This is a genomic window from Futiania mangrovi, from assembly GCF_024158125.1.
Taxonomy (GTDB): domain Bacteria; phylum Pseudomonadota; class Alphaproteobacteria; order Futianiales; family Futianiaceae; genus Futiania; species Futiania mangrovi.
This window is the reverse complement of the sequence record NZ_JAMZFT010000003.1, coordinates 24,455-44,225: the sequence shown is the minus strand read 5'-3', so window position 1 is coordinate 44,225 and position 19,771 is coordinate 24,455. Positions and strand designations below refer to the sequence as shown.

Genomic DNA, 19,771 nt, shown 5'->3' with positions numbered 1-19,771 from the left:
TTTCGGATATGCAGGGGGCATGATGGGTTTGCCGAGTCGTGTGTCCCCCGTGATCTTCCGCGCCGTCCGCGCCGTAACCGCGGGCGCACTGGCCGTTTTCCTCGCGCTTGGGGCGGGTGCGGCCGGCGCGCAGACGCTGGCCGAGGTCCGCGCGCTCGTTGATGCCGGAAAGGCTGCCGAGGCGCGCCGCCTTCTCGCCCAGGTGCCGGAGCCCCAGGATCCGGTGCAGCGGACGGAGTTCGTTTTCCTCGACGGTCTGACCGCGCTGGAGCTCGGGCATCCCGAGGAGGCGATCGTCCGGTTCAGGCGCATCCTCGTCGATCAGCCCGGTCTCGTGCGGGTGCGGCTGGAGCTTGCGCGCGCCTATTTCGAGGTGGAGGACGACGAGAACGCGCGCAGGCAGTTCGAGCTTGTGCTCGCCGCCAATCTCCCGCCTGCGGTGACGGCGAACATCGAGGCGTTTCTCGATGCGATCCGCGCGCGGCGGAAGTGGAGCCTGTCGGTCACCTTCGCGCTTGCCCCCGACACCAACGTCAATGCTGCGACAGACGCGCGCCTCGTGGAGATCGGCGGGTTTCCCTTCCTGCTCGACCCAAACGCGCGCAAGACGAGCGGTCTTGGCATGCTGACGGCGGCGCAGGCAGGCTACCGGCTGCCGCTGGCGAAGGACTGGCGCGCCGAGGCGGAGCTTTACGCGAGCCACCGCCAGTACGACAACGACGACTTCAACGACAGCTTCCTGCGTCTCGGCCTGGGGCCGACCTGGCTGCCGCCGGGTGGCGAGGTGGCGCTGCGCGGCGTGGTGCGGCGGCGCTGGTTCGGCAACGATGCCTATAATTGGGGCGCGGGTGGCGAGATCGCTGCCAGCATGCAGGCGACCCCGCGGCTGGGGCTCAGCACGCGCCTGGAGGTCATCGCGCAGAATTATGACGACGATCGGCGCCAGGATGGCTGGGTCGCAACGGGCAGCATCGGGGCGCGCTACGGCATCTCGTCGAGCGCGATGGTCCGCGCCGATCTGACGTTCCTGCGCAACGAGACCGAAGAGGCGCGCTTTTCCTATGACTTCCCCGGTCTCAGCGTAGCGTGGCTGCAGGAGTTTCCCTGGGGCATCACGGCGGAAGTGGGGGGCTTCGCGGGATATCGCGATTTCGACGGGCCCGACCCGCTGTTCGCCTCGACGCGCAAGGACTGGCGCTATTCCGGCTCGCTCTATCTGACCAAGCGGGACTGGAGCATCGGCGGCTTCGCGCCACTCGTCGGCGTGCGCCACACGATCAACGATTCCGATATCAATTTCTACGACTACGACCGGACCGAACTGATGTTCGGCGTCACGCGGCAGTTCTGAGTCCCGGCTCTGAGAGGCGCGCAGCCTCAATCGTGGGATAGCTCCTCGAGGATGGCGCAGCGCGACCCCGCACCGCCCGAGCAGGCTTCGACGAGGTGCGCCAGCTGGCGGCGCAGGGCTTTCAGCTCCGCGATGCGGGAATCGACGGCGGCAAGGCGTTCGCGCGCGATGGCGCGCACCTCGCCGGCGTGCCGCTGTTCGTCCTCGTAGAGCGAGAGCAGCTCGCGGCATTCCTCGACGCTGAAACCGAGCGCGCGTGCCCGGCGCAGGAGCACCAGCCGCGCAACGTCCCCGCGCCCGAAGCGGCGATAGCCATTGGCCTCCCGCATCGGGCGAACCAGGCCGATGTCCTCGTAATAGCGGATGGTCTTTGCCGGAAGGCCGCTGGCCTGCGCCGCCTCGCCGATGTTCATGGGGCCTCTCTCTCTCTTTCCGCGGTGCCGGGCCGATCCTGCATCATGTGGGCAGCGCATCCGCCGCGCCAAGCCCTGTCGGACCGGGCACGTCCCTCGGGACGAGCAGGGCCGCTGCGCGCCTCGCGGGCCTCGCCTCGGGGGCCGCGGCCCGCTATAGGTCGGACATGGAGCAGGTACTCGCCCTGACGATTCCGTTCTTTGCCGTCGCCGGACTCGGCTATGCCGCGTCTGCGGCGGGCATGATGGGCGGTAACGCGGTCCGCTCCCTCAACGTCTTCGTATTCTATTTCGCGATGCCGGCGCTGATGGTCGGCGCGATCGCGCGCAAGCCGTTCGATGAGCTGATCGAGCCCGCGTTTTTCGCAGGCTACACGGGGTCGGGGCTGTTCCTCTTCGTCGTTGCGGCTGTGCTGGGGCGCTTGCTGTTCCGGCTGACGCCCGGCGAGGCGACGGTAATGGGGCAGGCGTCGGTGATTTCCAATTCCGGCTATCTTGGCGTGCCGCTCGCCATCGCGGCGTTCGGCGACTGGGCTGTCGCGCCCGTAGCGCTGGCCATGATCGGCGATTTCATCGTCATTGCGCCCCTGACGCTCGCGGTGCTGGAGGCCTCTCGCGGCGGAGCGTCCTCGGCTGGGCGCGGTATCCTGAGGGCGCTGAAGGGCCTCGCGCTGAACCCCTTCGTGATCTCCATCGTGATCGGCCTTGGCATTTCGGCGAGCGGGCTGGGCTTCACCGGTGTGACGGAGCGGTTCGTGTCGTTCCTTGCGGGCGCGGCGGGGCCGGCGGCGCTCTTCGCGCTCGGCGCCTCCCTCTATGGCCGGCCGATGGCGGAGGGGCTCGTCCCGGTCACCGTGGTCACTGTGCTGAAGCTCTTCGCACATCCCGCGCTCGTCTATGTCGCGCTGTCGAACGCGCCGGGCGTGCCCGACGAATGGGTCGCGGTGGGCGTGCTGGTGGCCGCGTTACCCATCGCCGGCAATGTCTTCGTGATCGCGGAGAACTACGCGATCTTTTCCCGCCGCGTCTCGAGCGCGATCCTGTTCACGACGGCGCTTGCCGCGGTTACGGTGGCGGGTACGCTGGCGCTCTTCCAGAACTAGGGCCGGGGCGGCGGCGCAACCTGTTGCGGAGGAGGTGCGGGCATGGCGCGTCCGGGATTGACGGCTGAGGACATCGACACGCTGGAGGAGCTGAAAGCCCCTCTGCCGAAGGAGGTGGAGGCCAAGGCGCTCAGCGCCGGCGGCTACCCCTACGACGACGAGATGAGCCGGAAGGACTACGACAAGGCACTCTACAAGTTGCAGGTCGAGCTCGCCAAGCTGCAGGATCACGTGCAGCAGACCGGACAGCGCATCGTCGCCGTGTTCGAGGGGCGCGACGCCGCCGGCAAGGGCGGTACCATCAAGCGGTTCATGGAGTATCTGAACCCGCGTTACGCGCGCACCGTCGCCCTGCCGAAGCCGACCGAGCGGGAACAGGGGGAGTGGTATTTCCAGCGCTATGTCCGTCACCTGCCGACGCGAGGCGAGATCTGCCTGTTCGACCGCTCCTGGTACAACCGCGCGGGCGTCGAGCGGGTCTTCGGCTTCTGCAGCGAAGCGGATACCGAACGCTTTTTCGACGAGGTGCCGGACTTCGAGGCGATGCTCGCCCGCGACGGCGTGATCCTGTTCAAGTTCTGGCTGACCATCGGCCGGGAGACGCAGATCGAGCGGTTCCACAAGCGCGCGACCGATCCCCTGAAGCGCTGGAAGCTCTCGACCATCGACATCGCCGCGCTCAAGAAGTGGGACGCCTACACGAACGCCATCTCGGAGATGATGGAGCGCACGGACACCGCGCGAGCGCCGTGGACCGTGATCATGGCGAACGACAAGCGCCGTGCGCGGGTGAACGCGCTGAGGCACTTCCTGTCGCACCTCGACTACGAGGACAAGGACGCCAGGGCGGTGGGGACACCCGATCCGAAGATCGTGCTGGGCGGGCGCGCGCTGATCTGAAAGGGGCGGCCTAGAGCCTCAGGGCCAGCGCCGCGTCGATGATCGCCACGTCGGCCCCGCGCGGCAACGGCAGGCCGCCGACGATGCGCATGTGGTCGCGTGCCTCGCCTGCGCGGGCGCCGTCCTCGCCGGCAAGGAACCAGCCGCTCAGCATCCGCTCGACGCGGAGATATTCCTGCTGGGCGGCGCGCCCGTTCCGGTTCGGCCAGGAATTGTGGACGATCAGCACATCCCGGTCCGGGTTGCCGTGCGCGTCGAGACCGTAGCCGACAAGCGTGAGGAAATGGCCAGACAGCCGCGTCAGTTCGTTGTGCGCGCGGTCGTAGGCGTAGAAGCCGACGGAGAGCCAGACGGCGCTGTCGCCCTTGAAGCTGTCAGTGACAAAGTCGAATGTCGGAACCGCGCCCGCTGCGCCGCCATAGCGGGCGGGCATCGGCCAGCGGCCCTGGTAGATCACGCGGCCGCGCACCCCGTGGTCCGCGAGATACCGGGAGAGGCCCTGCGCGAAGCCGATGTGGCTCGTGCCCCTGCGCGGGTCGGTGTTCATGTATCCGGGGCTGGCGAGCCGGGCTGCGATCTCTGCGGCCTGCTCCATCTCGTCGCCGCGCACCGGCAGCAGGTGACGATAGCCGGTGCGGCCCAGCCAGAGGATCGCGTTGGTCGCGGAGACAGGCACGCAATGCGCCTCCCCTCCGTTCTCCAGGCCGAGGCGACGGTCGGTCTGGGTGAGGTCCGGCATCTCGGCGGCCCGGTCGATGCCCCAGCCCGCCGCGCCCGCGGGCCGCGCGCTCATCAGGTAGCTCATGGCAAGCAGGGCCGTGACGGCTGCCGCCAGGAGGATGCGGGACCGGAGCAAGGGTCTGCCAGACATCAGCCACCTCCGCATGCGGGGGATGTTTCCCGGGACGAAGGCGCAAGGCTAGGGCGCGCGCCTTAACGCGGCGTTGCCGGATGCCAGGGGGCAGAATCGAACCCGCCGGCCGCGATACGCTGCGACCGGCGGGCAAGGTGGGATCGACAAGCTGCCGAAACCGGACCGGATGATACGCACCGGCGGGGTTCCGATTCCGGCTGTTCCCGAGGGGTGGGAACGTCAGATGTATTGCAGGAGGCGTGCCAGCGGCAGCACAGGCCGCTGTCCGGGGCTGCGGGTGCGGCGGCACCGGCGCCTGTCACGATGATTTTACACGATGTGCCAAAGTGAAACAAAATGAAACAGGGCGGTCACTCTGTTCCAAATTGGATCAGCGTGGCCGCCCTGCCTTACGCAGACGTCCTGTCGGATCAGCGCTTCGCCAGGAGGTCCCGGATCTCCTCCAGCAGCACTTCCTGCTTCGGCGGGGCGGCGGGGGCCGCCTCTTCCTTCTTGCGCATGTTGTTCATGCCCTTCACGACGATGAAGAGCGCGAACGCCACGATCAGGAACTTGATCAGCGCGTTGATGAACAGACCCAGGTTGAGCGTCACCGCGCCGGCTTCCTTCGCCGCATCGAGCGAGGCGTAGGGCGCAGCGGTGGCGCCTTCCTTCAGCACGAGGAAGAACTGCGAGAAGTCCAGACCGCCGATGAGCAGGCCGATCGGCGGCATGATGATGTCGTCGACCAGCGACGAGACGATGGTGCCGAAGGCGGCGCCGATGATGATGCCGACCGCCATGTCGAGCATGTTGCCCTTAAGGGCGAATTCCTTGAATTCCTTGAGCATGGATGTCCCCCTTGCGTACATGCCGGTACACCGCGCCCGTGCATGGTTACCGGCCCCTATACACCTGGATGCGAGATTCGTCAGCAAGATACACGCGGGCGGAGAGTGCGCGGCGAAACGCTTGCGCACGCCGCCCCCGGACCGCACCATCGCCGCATGAGCCGCCCCACGGTAGGAGAGTGCCCATGCCGACGACCGCGACAGGCCGCCCCGCCGACCCCGGCGTGCCTGACGACGTCTCGCTGATCGACAGCACCGGGGCGCTGGAGGCGATGCACCATCCGCCGATGAGCCGGGCGACGGACAAGGTGATCGGCCATCTCGACAGGCACTGCCGCGCGATGATCGCGCGCAGCCCCTTCGTCGTGTTGTCGACGGCAGGGCCGGATGGGGTGGACGTCAGCCCGCGCGGCGATCCGCCGGGCTTCGTCGCCGTGCTCGACGACCGGCACCTGCTGCTTCCCGACCGGGTCGGCAACAACCGCTTCGACAATTTCCGCAACGTGCTGGCCGACGGTCGGGTGGGTTTGCTGTTCATCGTGCCGGGCATGAACGAGACGCTGCGGGTCAACGGGCGCGCACGGTTGACCGACGATCCCCGCCTGCTGACCCCTCTCGCCGTGCAGGCGCGCGCGCCCAAGATCGGGCTTCTGGTGACCGTCGAAGAAGCCTTCGTGCATTGCGCCAAGGCCTTCGTGCGGTCCGATCTCTGGAACCCTGCGCACCATATCGACCGGGCGGAACTTCCGCCTTATGCGGAGATGCTGCTCGACCATTGCGCGGGGCTCACGCCGGAGGAAAGCGACCGCCAGGGGCGCGAAATGGCGCGGCGCGGCCTATATTGAGGGCATCGTTTCCTGTGCGGGTAAGGGAGGGTTATCCGATGCGCGCCCAACTTCTTGCTGCCGTGACGGCGGTCGTTCTGACCGCCGGACCTGCTGCTGCTGCCGATGCCGCCTCCGGGAGCGGAGGTGCCGCGGAAAGCTGGTTCTCGCAGGCCGGCCGCGCCCTGGACCGGGCGATGGAGGCGGCCAAGGACGCCTATCCGAAGGTGAAGGAAGAGACGCTGCGCGCCTATGAGGCGACGCGGGAGGCACTGGCCGACCTTTACACGCCAGAGGACGAAGCGGCGCCCGGCGCGCTCGATACGTCGCCCGTCCGCCCTCTGGCCGCGGTGCCGGAGGGGGCCTCCTTCGCGGGCGACGTGATCGGGCGCAAGGTCCGGGTCGCGGGCGTCGAAGGCTGGCTGACGGTGCGCGACATCATGATCGGTCCCGGGGGCAAGGCAACGCATGTCGCCATCGCGGCCGGTGCCGCCGAACGCACCGACGAGACCCGCGTTCTCGTGCCAGTTGACAGGCTCTACGCACTCCCGGACGGGAATTTCGCGGTCGAGATGGCGGCGTCGGAGGCCGCGCTGCTGCCGCGACTGCCGGATCCCGCTGCGACCGGCGGCTAGCGCGCGGCGAAACCTGCCCCGCGCCCTGCCGCCGTGCGCGAAGGGCAGGAATGCGCGCGCGGGGGCTTCCGGCGGGAGCCGGATCGCGGCTTACTCGCCAGCATGACCGAGGCTGTCCGCATCACCCGCGCCGGGATCCTGCACGGCGTGCACCTGTCGCTGCCCGCGCTGCCGGCGGTGATCGGTTTCGGCGCGGTCTTCGGCGTCGTGGCGCAGACAGAGGGGCTCAGCGCGCTCGAAGCGGTGCTGATGTCGGCGTTCGTCTTCGCGGGGGCGAGCCAGTACGTCGCGCTGGAACTCTGGCAGGATCCGATGCCTTACCTGGCGATCGCGATCGGGACGTTCGCGGTCAACATGCGCTTCCTGCTGATGGGCGCGTCGATGCGGCCCTGGCTGCAGCGGATGCCGCCGCCTGTCGCCTATGGCCTGCTGGCCCTGCTCGTCGACATGTCCTGGCTGACCTCCATGCGCTACCGCGCGGAGGGCGGGACGGACGCGGGCATATATCTCGGCAGTTCGCTGCTGATGATGGTGCTGTGGCTGCTTGGCACCGCGCTGGGCGGCGCGGTCGGCTCGCTGATCGCGGACCCGGAGACATTCGGCCTCGATCTGGTTCTGGGGGCCTTCTTCGCCTCCCTGCTGGTGCCGATCTGGAAGGGCCCGGCGCAGATCGCGCCCTGGGCGGCGGCGGCGGCCGTCGCGCTGGCGACAGCCTGGGTCGCGGGCGGCTACTGGCACATCATCACCGGTGCGCTTGCCGGCGCGCTGGTCGCGGGGCTGAAGCGATGAGCGTCGATCCGCAGACCCTCCTGGTGATCGCGATGATGGCGGTGGTCAGCTATGTCACGCGGGCGGCCGGCTATTTCCTGCTGGGCTTTTTCACGCTGACCGATCCGGTCCGCCGGGGGCTGGAGGCCCTGCCGGGCGCGGTGCTGGTGTCCATCCTGGCGCCGATGGCGCTGCGCGACGGGATCGCCGGCCTGACCATCGTGCTCGCCGTTGCCTTCACGCTGCTGACCCGGCGGGAGTGGCTGTCCGTGCCGTTGGCCGTCGCCGCGGCTGCGTCCACGAGAGCCTTGATCGGCTGAAGGCCGAGGCCCGGTTGGAGGCTTGCGGTGTCCCGGCGCATTGCGCCAAGCTTTCGGCGGACACAGGCAGGGAGCGCGGCGATGAACGGCGGCGAGCATGAGCACGAGCATGGAGACGGGCACGCCCACCCCGGCGTGCAGCCCGACCACCCCGAACCGATGAGCGATGCGGCCCTGCTGGGCGTCGCACTCTGCGACCTGCTGATCGAGAAGGGCTACTGGACGGCGGAGGACGAGCGCCGCAAGGTCGAGGAGATCGACGCGATCACGCCTGCGCTCGGCGCGCGGATGGTTGCGCGGGCCTGGGTCGATCCCGGCTACCGCGCGCGGCTGCTGGCCGATGCCTTCAAGGCCGCGGAGGAGCTTGGGATCGAGGCGGGCTACGTGCAGATGACGGCGCTCGAGAACACGCCGGCGGTCCACAATGTCGTGGTGTGCACGCTCTGCTCCTGCTATCCGCGCACGCTGCTCGGCCGCCCGCCCGCCTGGTACAAGTCCGCGGAATACCGTGCCCGCGTGGTCCGCGAACCGCGCAAGGTGCTGGCGGAGTGGGGGACGCACATCCCGCACGACCGCGAGCTGCGGGTCCACGATTCCACCGCCGAGCTGCGCTACATCGTGGTCCCCATGCGGCCCGCTGGGACGGAGGGGTGGGGCGAGGAGGACCTTGCCCGCCTCGTCACCCGCGATTCGATGGTCGGCGTGGCGGAGGCGCTGGCGCCGGAGGCCCTCCAGCCGGGCGAGGCAGCGCAATGACCGGCACCCCTCCCGCACACTTCGCTCTCGCCAAGGCGGTGGCCGCCGTGCCGCAGGGCGCGCCCGTGCCCGCCGCGGAGATCTTCGCGCACGGCACGATGAAGCTGGAGTTCTACGCCCCGGACGGCGTTGACCGGCAGCAGCCGCATGCCCAGGACGAGCTTTACATCGTCCAGCAGGGCAGCGGCGTCTTCCTGCGCGGGGAGGAGCGGTTCGGCTTCGGTCCCGGCGACGCGCTGTTCGTGCGCGCGGGCGTCGTCCACCGGTTCGAGGACTTCAGCGACGATCTCGCCGTCTGGGTCGTGTTCTGGGGGCCGGATGGCGGCGAGGCGGCCTGACCGGCACCCCGCGCGACCCCTGCATCTGTGGGAAACCTGTCCAGCGTGCGCCGCGCGGTTCGAGGGGCTTCTAAGCCGCATGCCGATCGGCTAGCTTCCGCGCCCGTAAATCCGGGGCCGTATAGCGCGTCCCCACGCCATCGGGAGCCTGTCGCACATGAAGCCGTTCCACCTTGCCTTCCCCGTCCGCGATCTGGAGGAAGCGCGCACCTTCTATCTTGATATCCTCGGCTGCGGGCTGGGCCGCGAGGATACGACCTGGATCGATTTCGACCTGTTCGGCCACCAGGTCGTCGCGCACTACAAGGCGGGAATGGACAAGGGCGTGGCCGTGCATAACCCCGTCGACGGCGACGACGTGCCGGTGCCTCACTTCGGCGTCGTGCTTTCGATGGATGAGTGGGAGGTGCTCGCGGCGAAGCTGGAAGCGCGCGACGACATCAACTGGGTGATCCGGCCGCGCGTCCGCTTCAAGGGCAAGCCGGGGGAGCAGGCGACCTTCTTCCTGCTGGACCCGTCGGGAAACGCGCTGGAGTTCAAGGCGTTCCGCGACATCGGCCAGCTGTTCGCAACGGCCTGACAGGATGGGTGCGACGCCATGACGGAGCCAAGGCTCACCTCCGGCTTCCGGGTGGCGGCGCACATCCGCACGCTCGCCGCGTACGACATCCCCGCCTTCGTCGTCCGAAAGGGCGACGAGACGGCGGGGCAGGTGCTGGTGAAGATCAACCGCCTCGTCCACCGGGGAGAGCCCGGTTGTCGGGTCTTCGTGCAGAGCTACGATGCCGGCGGCGGGAGGGTCTGGCGTGCAGGCACCGGGCCGGGCGAGGTGACCGAGGCCGAAGCCGACGCCTACATCGATCGGACGGTGCGCTACGATCCCGACGCATGGGTGATCGAGGTCGAGGACGCGCAGGGCCGCCACATGCTGGAGCCGGTGGAGGGCGACGGGGACGCCTGACCGCTCAGCGCGCGTCGTGGCTGCGCGCGAGGTCGAGGATGTCGAGCGGCGTTGCCATGACGCCGCCCAGTTCCTCCGTGAAGAACGCGAGAAAGCCGTCGAGCCAGGCGAGCAACCGGTCCCGGTCGGCCATCGTCCGCACATAGGGCGTGAGGCCCGGCACCATCGACGGCGAGTGATAGGCGAGCGTGAAGACCCGCACCCCGTCGCCCGCCAGTGCGCGGGTCAGGTCCGTCGCTTCGCGCAGGGGCACGCCCTCGGGCGACAGGTTCGCATTGTTGAGCAGGCCGAGGCGCGACAGGATGCCCGGCAGGTGCAGCCTATGCCCCAGCCCGTGCGACAGGGACGGGTAGATGCGGTGGCCGTGGCGCCGCAGAAGGCCGGTGAAGCCGCCCGTAAGCGGGATCTCGAGCAGCGCGCCGCCAGGCCCGAACCAGTAGGGGCGCACCGGCGCTGACCAGAAGTCTGGCCCGTAGCGCGGGGCGTAGGAGCGCGCGGGATAGACACTCACGTCGATCTCGTAGCCCAGGTCCCACAGGATTTCCGCCGTGTTCGGCCCGATGCCGTAACGCCCGGCCTTGTAGATCGTCGGGCGCAGGCCGAAGGAATCCTCGATCCGCCGCGTCAGGGTCTCGAGCTTTGCGCGTTCCAGCGCCTTCGGCAGGTTGCCCGCGTAGGAATTGCGCTCCGACACCTCCTCCTCGTGCGGCGGGTTCACCCACGGGTGCAGGTGGGCGCCGAGGATCGCGGTCCCATCCGCGACATACTCCCTGAGCGCGGCGACGCTGTCCGGGTTCTCCGCCACCGGATGGTCGATCACATAGGTCGGCACCGCGCCATAGCGTGCGAGCAGTTGCATCGCCGGGTCCTGGTGGGAGAGGTTGCCGACCCCCGTTTCCGCGCGGGAAAAGGGCTGGTTCCAGTCGAACTCCTCCTCGGTGTCGACGACGACGACGAGATGGGGGGCAAGGCTTTCGGGCAGCCGCACGGCCTGCGACGGCTCCGGCGACAGGTGCGGCTGCACACGGGTCGCGCCGGCGGGCAGGCGCGCGCAGCTGCCAGCCCGGTCCGTTCCGGCCTCCTCCGCCGCCAGGTTTGCCCCGGTCCCGTTCTCCATCGTCCTTCCGAGCGCCAGTTGTCTGTCCGCAATCATGCTAGCAGCCCAGTCCCCCGCCACGAAAGACCGGCGCAGGCTGGCCAGGGGGCCGCGGTCCCTGCCCGGTTTCTCGGGCGGCACGGTTTCAAGGTTAACTCAAGCTTCCCTAATGATCCGTGAGCGACATCGACGGGCGCGGCCGCGATCAGCCGGACCGGAGAAGGCACAGGCCGAGGGCGATCAATGCATCGGTCACGGCTGCGGCCTGGCGCGTGCGATCGGCCCGGCTGCCGCCCTGCAGGCCCTTGGCGATCTCGCCGAGGGTCTGGCGGCCGTCGATCAACCGGACGACCTCGTCCGCGCCGGGCGGCAGGCGGAGCGGGCGGGTCAGGCCGTCGAATCCGACCGGCGGCGTGCGGCCCGTGCCGAGTACCCGGGCGAGCGCAGCCATGTCGAGCCGGTGCGGCACCGGCACCGCATCCGGCGCGAGACGTGCCGGGCCGCGCGGCCCCTTGCCGCCCGGCTTGACGGCATAGGCGACGTGGACCTTCAGGTTGCCCGCGATCTGTTCCGCGGTGGCATGGGCTTCGCGCGCGCCGAGGCGTCCGGCGCGCCGGACAAGTTCCGGATCGTCGAGATAGAATGCGGGATCGTAGCGGGCGGCGGGAATGAAGCGGGAGAGCGTCAGGCCCGCCCCCTCGATCAGGTCCCACATTTCCTCCACGCCATAGGCCCTGTCGCGCCCGTGCAGCAGCAGGTCGACCAGCCCCGCGTCGCCGCCGGTCCGATGGTCGCCGACCGCCGGATTGAGGGCGAGCCAGTTGGTCGCGGGCAGGTTGGCGAGATAGGCGCGGGCGAGCGCGACCCGGCCGGCCAGCGGTTCGTCCGCGCCGGACAGCGCCCGCAGCACCGCCTGTGCGTCATAGACGCCGCGCCGTCCGATCCGTCCGTAGAGCATCAGCCCGATCCCGCCGCCCGGGACCAGCGCCTGCGCCAGGGCGGACAGCCCCGCGGCCGGATCCTCCAGGTGATGCAGCACGCCGCAGCAGTCGATGTAGTCAAAGGTGCCGTGGCTGGCGGCATCGAGGAGGCTGCCCGTCTCGAACCGGAGATTGGCGAGGCCGCGTGCCTCCGCCCGTTTCTCCGCAACCGTCCGCGAGGCGCGGGACAGGTCGAGATAGAGAACCTCCCCCTCGAGCCCGGCGTCGGCCATGTGCTGGGCAAGCTGGATGGCCGCGTCGCCGGTGCCGCCGCCCGCGATCAGGGCGCGGAAGGGGGCGGGCAGGGGGCGGCCTGCGAACACGTAATGGCGAATCTCTGCGAGCGCGGAGGGTGAGCCCTCCACCAGGCGGCGCCTTTCCTCGGCCGGGTCCCGGGCCGGGTAAGGATAGTTCTCGTATTGCGCTTCGACATCGCTCATTCAGGCGCTTCTCCGGCAGTTTTCGCGGCGCTGCACACTTGGCTGCACTGTTCCATGGTTAACTTTAACTTTCCCTTCATGTCCTGCGCCTAGTCTCGGCAGCGTCGCGGCGGGCCGGGCAGCGGCTTCAGGTCCGTCGCCTGCCGCGCCCGCCAATATAGGGAATTTCGCTCCATGCCGCGTATGTTCGACACTGCCTTCATCCGCCGCCGGTATGTCGCCGCCCTTGTGATCATCGCCTTCATGGCGGTCGGAGGGACGCTGGCGACGGTCTGGCAGCATGGCCGGCACGCCGAGATGCAGGCGGCCTACCAGACGGTTTCCAACGTCCGATATGGTGCTGCCCGCCTGTCCGTCTTCTCCGATCTCTCGGGGATGGCGGAGGTTGGCCAGTACAGCGCGGATATCCGCATCCAGGCGCGCGCGGCGCTGGAGGGCCTGCGCGCGGACAGCGCGGCCCTGACCGCGGGCGGGCTTCCGGGCGAGATGCACGGGCTCTGGTTCGGCGAGGAAGGCGTGGGGGCAGGGCTTGACAGGTTCCTCGACGAGGCGGAGGCCCGGCTCGACGGTGGGGCCACCGTGGCGGCCGGGGTGCCGCTCGCCGTCCTTTTCGAGGCTGAACTCCAGCCGCGCCTTCTGTCCGTCGCGGGCGCCGTCCGCCAACATGTCGCGGCCGCGTCCTCGACCGTGAACTGGCTGGCGCTCAGCTCGGCAGGTATCATCCTGCTCGGCCTTGCGGGGGTGGGCCTCACGATCTTCCGGCCGATGGAAAACGCGATCGGCGAGACCTATACGCACCTCAAGACCGCGCAGCTCAAGGCCGAATCGGCGGACCGGGCGAAGTCGGAATTCCTCGCCAACATGAGCCACGAGATCCGCACGCCGATGAACGGCGTGCTGGGGATGACCGAACTTCTCCTCAAGACTCCGCTCGACCAGAAGCAGCGCTCCTACGCCGAGGTGATCTCGAACTCCGGGAATGCGCTGCTCACCGTCATCAACGACATTCTCGACTTCAGCCGGATCGACGCCGGCAAGCTCGAGTTCGACCCGATGCCCTTCAACGTCAAGGTCGCGGTCGAGGACGTGGTGACGCTCGTCTCCTCCCGCGTGAAGGAGAAGAACCTCGAGGTGCTGGTCCGCGTGAAGCCGGGGCTGCCGGAGAACGTCGTGGGTGACGCTGGCCGGGTTCGGCAGGTGCTGACCAACCTCGTCGGCAACGCCGTGAAGTTCACGCATCAGGGCTTCGTCCTCGTCAATGTCGACGGCAAGGTGAACGGCGACCGGCTCGATCTCAAGATCTCCGTGGCCGATACAGGCATCGGGATCAAGAAGGACAAGCTGCTCCGGATCTTCGAGAAGTTCGAGCAGGCAGACACCTCCTCGACGCGCCGCTACACCGGCACGGGCCTCGGCCTCACCATTTCCAAGCGCATCGTCGAGGCGATGGGCGGGCAGATGGGCGTGCGTTCGCAGTACGGCAAGGGCTCGGCGTTCTGGTTCACCTGCTCGTTGCCGCTCGACACCCGCAACGTCGAGGTGCCGGTGCATGTGCCCGACCTCACCGGAGTGCGCGCGCTGATCGTCGACGACAACGCGGTCAACCGCGACATCCTGCGCGAGCAGGTGGAAAGCTGGGGCATGCGGGCGCTCGTGTCGGTTTCGCCGATGGACGCGCTGCGCGCCCTGCGCCAGGCGAAGGCCGAGGGAGACCCGTGCCGCGTGGCCATCCTCGACTTCCACATGCCGGAGATGGACGGCAAGATGCTGGCCGAGAAGATCAAGGCCGATCCGATCATCACCGACACCACCCTCATCATGCTGACCTCGGTCGGCCAGAAGGGCGACGGCCGCACCATGCGCGAGATCGGCGTGGCGGGCTACCTGGTGAAGCCGGCGCGCTCGTCCCTGCTGCTCGACACGATCGTGACGGTGCTGCGCGACGAGGAAGTGGGCGAATCCCGCCTCGTGACCCGCCACACCATCGCCGAGGAGCAGGCGGTCCAGCATGCCGAACCCCTGCAGCCGGTGGAGAAGCGCTACACGATCCTCGTCGCCGAGGACAACGAGGTGAACCAGATCGTGGTCGAGCAGATGCTGGAGCGCACGCCGTTCCAGCCGATCATGGCCCCCAACGGCGAGGCCGCCGTGCGTCTCTACCAGGAATACGAGGTGGATCTGATCCTGATGGACGTGTCGATGCCGCAGATGGACGGCTACGAGGCAACCGCCCGTATCCGTGACATCGAGGCGCGCACCGGCGTCCACACGCCGATCGTCGGCCTGACGGCCCACGCGATGAAGGGCGACCGCGAACGCTGCATCGACGCGGGCATGGACGACTACCTGTCCAAGCCGGTACGCCAGGAGGAACTCGGGCGGATGCTCGAGAAATGGGCGCGGGACGAGGCGCGCCGCGATATCGCCTGACCGTCCGGCGCAGCACTCTCCGCTCTGCCAGTGAAAGGCCCGCCTCCCCGAGGCGGGCCTTTTCCGCGTGGCGGAACGGGCCAGCGGGGCCCTTCCGCCCTTAACCATTGTTTCACAGGGAGGAAAGTAGAGTGAAACAATGTGAAGTTGCGTGCGCCATGCGACTTCAGTTCGGGGAAATGGAGGCGCATAGGATATGTCGCGTATCATCGACACAAGATTTCTGAGGTCCCGATATTACTCGGTTCTCCTCATTCTCGGCCTGATGGCGGTCGCGTCTCTGGTCTACACCAACCATCTGCTTGGCCAGATCGAGCGCACCCACAGGGCCGCCGTCACGGTCAAGCAGGAGCAACTGACGGTCGAGACCGTCGTCAAGCGCTCGTTCGCCCTTCTGGGGGCGCCGGGCGTCATCGAGCGCAACGTCCAGTCGATGCGCCTGCGTCAGGCGGTCGAACGCCTCAGCGAAAGCCGCGCCGCCACGCGCGCCACCCATGTCCAGGGGGGCAATTCGGCACTATGGGCCGGCCTTGGCGAAACCTTGCAGCAGCTGCACGACTATTCCGACCTCGTGGTCGGCGCGGCGACCGAGTTCGAGGCCGAGGGCGGCCGTGACGCCGCGAAGGTCGACCGGCTCCTGAACATCGCAGACGCCTATCTGACGCCGGGGTACGAGGAGGTGATGCGCACGCTCGACCGTGCCTTGGGGGGCCAGATCGCGCGGATGCGGCTGTCGGCGACAGCGATGGTGGGTGCCATCCTCGGCGTCCTCGTCCTGTTGCTCTTCGTGGTGTTCCGCCCGATGGAGCGGGAGATCCTCTCAACCCAGACCGACCTCGAGACGGCGCGACGCTCCGCCGAGGAGGCCGAGCGCAACGCCCGCGATGCAGCCGACCAGCTGGCCGAAAGCATCGAGGCGCTGTCCGACGGCTTCATCATGCTCGATGCGGACGCCCGTCTCGTGATGTGCAACTCCCGCTTCCGGGAAACCTACGCCCGCGCGGCGCACGCGCTCGTGCCGGGCACGCCGTTTGCCGACATCCTCAAGCAGGGGCTGGAGAACGGCCAGTGGGATGTCCCCCGCAAGGACTGGGGCATCTGGATCGAGCGCCGCATGGAGGTCCTGCGCAAGGGAGCCGGAGAGCTTGTCCAGCAGCTCGGTGACGGGCACTGGGTCGTGGTCCGCGACCGGCGCACCCCGTCCGGCCACTATGTCGGCATCCGGACCGACATCACCCAGCTCAAGCAGCGCGAGGAAGAGCTGAAGGCGATGACCGCCGCGCTGCGCACCGCCAAGGAGCGGGCGGAGGCTGCCGACCTCGCCAAGTCCGAGTTCCTGGCCAACATGAGCCACGAGATCCGCACCCCCATGAACGGCGTCCTGGGGATGACGGAGCTTCTGCTCAATACCGAGCTGGACGACCGGCAGCGCAGCTACCTGGAGATCATCTCCAAGTCGGGTTCTGCGCTGCTCACCATCATCAACGACATCCTCGACTTCTCGAAGATCGACGCCGGCAAGCTCGAGCTCGATCCGATTTCCTTCGACATGCGCCTTGCGGTCGAGGACGTGGTGACGCTGGTCTCCAGCCGTGCCAAGGAAAAGAACCTCGAGGCGATCGTCCGCTACGCTCCCGACCTTCCGGACATGCTGATCGGCGATGCCGGCCGCGTCCGCCAGGTCATCACCAATCTCGTAGGCAACGCGGTGAAGTTCACCGAGGAGGGCCACGTTCTCGTCGACGTCGACGGCAAGATTGTCGACGGCACGGCGAAGCTGCGCGTCTCCGTGGTGGACACCGGCATCGGCATCCCGCGCGACAAGCTCGGCGCCGTGTTCGAGAAGTTCGAGCAGGCCGACACCTCCTCGACCCGGCGTTACACGGGCACCGGCCTCGGCCTGACGATCTCCAAGCGGATCGTCGAGGCAATGGGCGGCCAGATCGGCGTCAGCTCGCAACTGGGCAAGGGGTCGACCTTCTGGTTCACGGTGGACCTGCCGGTCGATGCCGAGGCGAAGGCCGTGCCGAAGATCGTGCCGGACCTGCGGGGCTTGCGCGTGCTGATCGTCGACGACATCGACGTGAACCGCCAGATCCTGATCGAGCAGGTGGCAAGCTGGGGGATGCGCCCTGTCGCCGTTTCCAGCGGGCCCGACGGCATCGCGGAACTGCACGCCGCGAAGGAGGCTGGCGACCCGTACCGCGTCGCCATCCTCGACTACCAGATGCCGGAAATGGACGGGCGCGAGCTTGCCTTGGCGATCAAGGACGATCCGGAGATTTCCGGTACGCTGCTGATGATGCTGACCTCGGTCGGCCAGCGGGGCGACGCGCGCCGCTTCCGCGAGATCGGCGTTGCGGGCTACCTGCTCAAGCCCGCCCGTTCGGCCATGCTGCTCGATACGATCGCGGCCATCGTGCGCGACGACATCGTCGGTGACCAGCGTCTCGTGACGCAGCACAGCCTGCGCGAGGAAGCGGCCCACATGGCCCGTACCGAGGAGACGCCGAGCGCCCCGCCGGTGCGGCGGACCGTGCTGATCGCCGAGGACAACGAGGTCAACCGCCTCGTCGTCGAGCAGATGCTCTTCGGCCAGGATTTCGACCTCCTGTTCGCCGAGACAGGCGCCCAGGCTGTCGTTGCCTTCGAGAAGCATCGCCCGGAGATCGTCCTGATGGACGTCTCGATGCCGGAAATGGACGGCTACGAGGCAACCGCGCGCCTGCGTGCCTTCGAGGATGAGAACGGGCTCGAACGCACGCCGGTGGTCGGCCTGACCGCCCATGCGATGAAGGGCGACCGGGAGCGGTGCATCGAGGCCGGCATGGACGACTACCTGACCAAGCCGGTCAAGCAGGACGAGCTGATCGCGATGCTCCGGCATTGGCTCTTCGGCGAGGAGGCTCCGCTGCGCGCCTCGGCCTGACCCCGCGGCCCGCGTCGGTCCGGGTCTGGACCGCTTGGGGTCACGCGGCTAGTGTGCGCGACGGGCGGCCGGCGTCTTGCCGGCCGCCCGTTCGTTCATTCGCAGCTTGTGCCTTGAGAGGGGGCGTGCGCCATGACCGTGACCGGCGAGAGGGAAAAGCCGCCTGTCCACGCGCTGGAAACGGCCCTGGCCGCCGTGCGGGCCGTGCTGCGGCAGCCGGCGTTGCTTGCACTCAGCGCCGCCGGTCTCGCCCTCATCGAGGCGGCGATCTCGCTTTACGGTCTCATGCCCTCCGGCCAGGCAGTAGCGGTCGAGGTGTTCGGGCTCCTCGTCGCGGGGCTGATCGCGGTGCACCTGTCCGTGGCCTACCTGTGGATGCGGGCGCAACTGGCGCCGCGCGGACGCCAGGGGCCGCAGGTGCGCCGGGCGGTCCGGTTCGGCACCTTCTGCATGGCGATCCTCCTCGTCCTCGCCGTCGCGGGCAACCTCGCGCTTCTCGTGGCCGGGTTCGGGGGCAGCCTGCTCATCCAGGCCGACGTGCTGAGCCGCGCGGCGGGCCAATCGCTCAGCGTCGCAGTTGCTCTCGCCGGCCTCGTTGTCCTTGTCTGGCTCTTCGCACGGATGAGTTTCGTGCTGCCCGCCGCCGCGATCGAGCGGCGGGGCGGCTTCGTTCTCTCCTGGCGGCAGACGCGGGGACGCGGTCTGCGCCTTGCGGGTGCGATCCTGATCGGCCTGTGGCCGATGGTGCTCGCCTTCATCGTGGCGCAGTGGCTTAACCGGCAAGGCGGCTTGCAGTTGAGCGAGGCGGAGGCCGTTGCCTTCTTCCTGTTCCGTGGTGCCTGCCGGGCGCTCTCCACGATCCTGATCGCGTCGGCGGTTGTCCACGCATACCGTGCGCTCGGCCACGCCGACGATCCGGCGCTTGCCCATCCGGCGGAGCGGAAGGCCGGCCTGCCGGATTAGGCCGCCGGGCGCGGCGGGGGTCTCAGTACCGGCCGCCGCGGATGACCGACAGCGCCGGCGCCTTGTGCATTGCGGGCGGAAGCGCGCGTTCGCCGACGGCGATGGGCTGGGGGGCGGCCGCGCGTGCGGCGGCGCCTTGCCCCTGCATCGCGACCAGCACGGGCTTCGGAGATACCGCGGGGCGCGAGACCGTGATGCCGTAGACCGTCGCCGCATCGACCCATTGTTCGCTTACCGGCGCGGCGGAGAACGCGGTCGTGGCGTTGAGCGCAACCGTCGCGCCGAGGATGCGGCTCATCCGGCCGGTATCGTCGGCAAGCGGCAGGTAGAGCGTCTCGTACTCCGCCGTCGCGCCGAGGTCGTTCTCCATCATGCCGCAGACCAGGGCATAGGCCGGTTCGGTCGCCACCCGGTCGAGCGTCAGGGCGAGCCGCTCCCGGCTTTCGCCCTGCCAGAGGGTCAGCATGTTCATGCCGCGCAGTTCCATGCCGAACGCATTGCACAGCCGCGTTCCGGCCAGGCGGAAGCGTGCCTCGCGCGGGCCGCGATGATCCAGGATGAAGACGCGGTCCAGCAGGTCGCGGAACTTGGTCGGGTCGACCTCCGCGCGGTTCGGTGCGGGGCGCCCGGCACGGATCGTGGCCCAGTAGTCGAACAGCTGCTTCAGATGGACATGCATGCTTGCCGTGCTCCGCTGCGCCGCCTCCCTGGCCGCCGGATGTTCTGCGCCTGCAGCGCGTCCCGGTTTCGGACAGGAAGGCAAGGAAATCCTCCAACGCGGGCTGTAGAAGCAACGCACATGCCAGATGGCGCGCCCGTCACCCTTGGACCCGACGGCAAAACTAATCCCCGCCCTGCAA

General features: G+C 68.6%; 20 protein-coding genes. 14 read left to right on the top strand and 6 right to left on the bottom strand.

Annotation, left to right across the window (positions count from 1 at the left end):
- The first annotated feature begins 19 nt into the window (after nt 1-19).
- Nucleotides 20-1,351, top strand: coding sequence for a surface lipoprotein assembly modifier (locus NJQ99_RS12925; protein ID WP_269333283.1), 1,332 nt, complete (start codon nt 20-22; stop codon nt 1,349-1,351).
- Between the two features lie 26 nt (nt 1,352-1,377).
- On the opposite strand, the gene NJQ99_RS12920 is transcribed toward NJQ99_RS12925, so the two are convergent.
- On the bottom strand, nt 1,378-1,764 hold the full coding sequence (locus NJQ99_RS12920) for a MerR family DNA-binding protein (protein WP_269333282.1): 387 nt from the start codon (nt 1,762-1,764) through the stop codon (nt 1,378-1,380).
- 167 nt (nt 1,765-1,931) lie between these two features.
- Between NJQ99_RS12920 and NJQ99_RS12915 the strand changes: the two genes are divergently transcribed.
- Both NJQ99_RS12915 and ppk2 read left to right on the top strand, forming a co-directional pair.
- Nucleotides 1,932-2,867: an AEC family transporter gene (locus tag NJQ99_RS12915; protein ID WP_269333281.1), complete on the top strand. Its 936-nt coding sequence runs from the start codon at nt 1,932-1,934 to the stop codon at nt 2,865-2,867.
- 42 nt (nt 2,868-2,909) lie between these two features.
- Complete coding sequence (gene ppk2, locus NJQ99_RS12910) at nt 2,910-3,767, top strand: polyphosphate kinase 2 (RefSeq protein ID WP_269333280.1); 858 nt, start codon at nt 2,910-2,912, stop codon at nt 3,765-3,767.
- Between the two features lie 10 nt (nt 3,768-3,777).
- Here ppk2 and NJQ99_RS12905 read toward each other — a convergent pair whose 3' ends face one another.
- Nucleotides 3,778-4,638 (bottom strand): cysteine peptidase family C39 domain-containing protein, encoded by an 861-nt coding sequence (locus NJQ99_RS12905; RefSeq protein ID WP_269333279.1) that lies wholly within the window; start codon nt 4,636-4,638, stop codon nt 3,778-3,780.
- 413 nt (nt 4,639-5,051) lie between these two features.
- Nucleotides 5,052-5,471: a large conductance mechanosensitive channel protein MscL gene (gene mscL, locus NJQ99_RS12900; protein ID WP_269333278.1), complete on the bottom strand. Its 420-nt coding sequence runs from the start codon at nt 5,469-5,471 to the stop codon at nt 5,052-5,054.
- Between the two features lie 185 nt (nt 5,472-5,656).
- On the opposite strand from mscL, the gene NJQ99_RS12895 reads away from it, so the two are divergent.
- The 8 genes from NJQ99_RS12895 (at nt 5,657) to NJQ99_RS12860 (ending at nt 10,073) form a co-directional block, all read left to right on the top strand.
- Nucleotides 5,657-6,316 (top strand): pyridoxamine 5'-phosphate oxidase family protein, encoded by a 660-nt coding sequence (locus tag NJQ99_RS12895; RefSeq protein WP_269333277.1) that lies wholly within the window; start codon nt 5,657-5,659, stop codon nt 6,314-6,316.
- Between the two features lie 38 nt (nt 6,317-6,354).
- A complete protein-coding gene (locus NJQ99_RS12890; RefSeq protein ID WP_269333276.1) occupies nt 6,355-6,930 on the top strand; it encodes a hypothetical protein in 576 nt (191 codons plus the stop codon).
- A 102-nt stretch (nt 6,931-7,032) separates the two neighbouring features.
- Nucleotides 7,033-7,719, top strand: coding sequence for an AzlC family ABC transporter permease (locus tag NJQ99_RS12885; RefSeq protein ID WP_269333275.1), 687 nt, complete (start codon nt 7,033-7,035; stop codon nt 7,717-7,719).
- The gene (locus tag NJQ99_RS12880; protein ID WP_269333274.1) at nt 7,716-8,018 is read left to right on the top strand and encodes an AzlD family protein; all 303 of its coding nucleotides are present in this window, start codon (nt 7,716-7,718) and stop codon (nt 8,016-8,018) included. The genes NJQ99_RS12885 and NJQ99_RS12880 overlap by 4 nt, the downstream gene beginning before the upstream one ends.
- A gap of 81 nt (nt 8,019-8,099) precedes the next feature.
- The gene (locus tag NJQ99_RS12875) at nt 8,100-8,774 is read left to right on the top strand and encodes a nitrile hydratase subunit alpha (RefSeq protein ID WP_269333273.1); all 675 of its coding nucleotides are present in this window, start codon (nt 8,100-8,102) and stop codon (nt 8,772-8,774) included.
- Nucleotides 8,771-9,112: a cupin domain-containing protein gene (locus NJQ99_RS12870; protein ID WP_269333272.1), complete on the top strand. Its 342-nt coding sequence runs from the start codon at nt 8,771-8,773 to the stop codon at nt 9,110-9,112. The genes NJQ99_RS12875 and NJQ99_RS12870 overlap by 4 nt, the downstream gene beginning before the upstream one ends.
- 157 nt (nt 9,113-9,269) lie before the next feature.
- A complete protein-coding gene (locus NJQ99_RS12865; protein WP_269333271.1) occupies nt 9,270-9,692 on the top strand; it encodes a VOC family protein in 423 nt (140 codons plus the stop codon).
- Nucleotides 9,693-9,710: 18 nt separating this feature from the next.
- Nucleotides 9,711-10,073, top strand: a complete 363-nt coding sequence (locus tag NJQ99_RS12860) for a DUF1491 family protein (protein ID WP_269333270.1) — start codon at nt 9,711-9,713, stop codon at nt 10,071-10,073.
- A 4-nt stretch (nt 10,074-10,077) separates the two neighbouring features.
- Here NJQ99_RS12860 and NJQ99_RS12855 read toward each other — a convergent pair whose 3' ends face one another.
- Nucleotides 10,078-11,226: a polysaccharide deacetylase family protein gene (locus NJQ99_RS12855; RefSeq protein WP_269333269.1), complete on the bottom strand. Its 1,149-nt coding sequence runs from the start codon at nt 11,224-11,226 to the stop codon at nt 10,078-10,080.
- 148 nt (nt 11,227-11,374) lie between these two features.
- The gene (locus tag NJQ99_RS12850; RefSeq protein WP_269333268.1) at nt 11,375-12,589 is read right to left on the bottom strand and encodes a class I SAM-dependent methyltransferase; all 1,215 of its coding nucleotides are present in this window, start codon (nt 12,587-12,589) and stop codon (nt 11,375-11,377) included.
- A 174-nt stretch (nt 12,590-12,763) separates the two neighbouring features.
- Between NJQ99_RS12850 and NJQ99_RS12845 the strand changes: the two genes are divergently transcribed.
- The 3 genes from NJQ99_RS12845 to NJQ99_RS12835 all read left to right on the top strand — a co-directional run bounded on the left by NJQ99_RS12845 (nt 12,764) and on the right by NJQ99_RS12835 (nt 18,911).
- Nucleotides 12,764-15,019, top strand: a complete 2,256-nt coding sequence (locus NJQ99_RS12845) for a response regulator (RefSeq protein ID WP_269333267.1) — start codon at nt 12,764-12,766, stop codon at nt 15,017-15,019.
- Between the two features lie 196 nt (nt 15,020-15,215).
- Nucleotides 15,216-17,948 carry a hybrid sensor histidine kinase/response regulator gene (locus tag NJQ99_RS12840; protein ID WP_269333266.1) on the top strand — a complete coding sequence of 911 codons (2,733 nt, stop codon included), beginning with the start codon at nt 15,216-15,218 and terminating at the stop codon, nt 17,946-17,948.
- Nucleotides 17,949-18,080: 132 nt separating this feature from the next.
- Complete coding sequence (locus tag NJQ99_RS12835) at nt 18,081-18,911, top strand: hypothetical protein (protein ID WP_269333265.1); 831 nt, start codon at nt 18,081-18,083, stop codon at nt 18,909-18,911.
- A 22-nt stretch (nt 18,912-18,933) separates the two neighbouring features.
- Here NJQ99_RS12835 and NJQ99_RS12830 read toward each other — a convergent pair whose 3' ends face one another.
- Entirely contained in the window at nt 18,934-19,590 is a 657-nt protein-coding gene (locus NJQ99_RS12830) for a PAS domain-containing protein (protein ID WP_269333264.1), read from the bottom strand.
- Between the last annotated feature and the right edge of the window lie 181 nt (nt 19,591-19,771).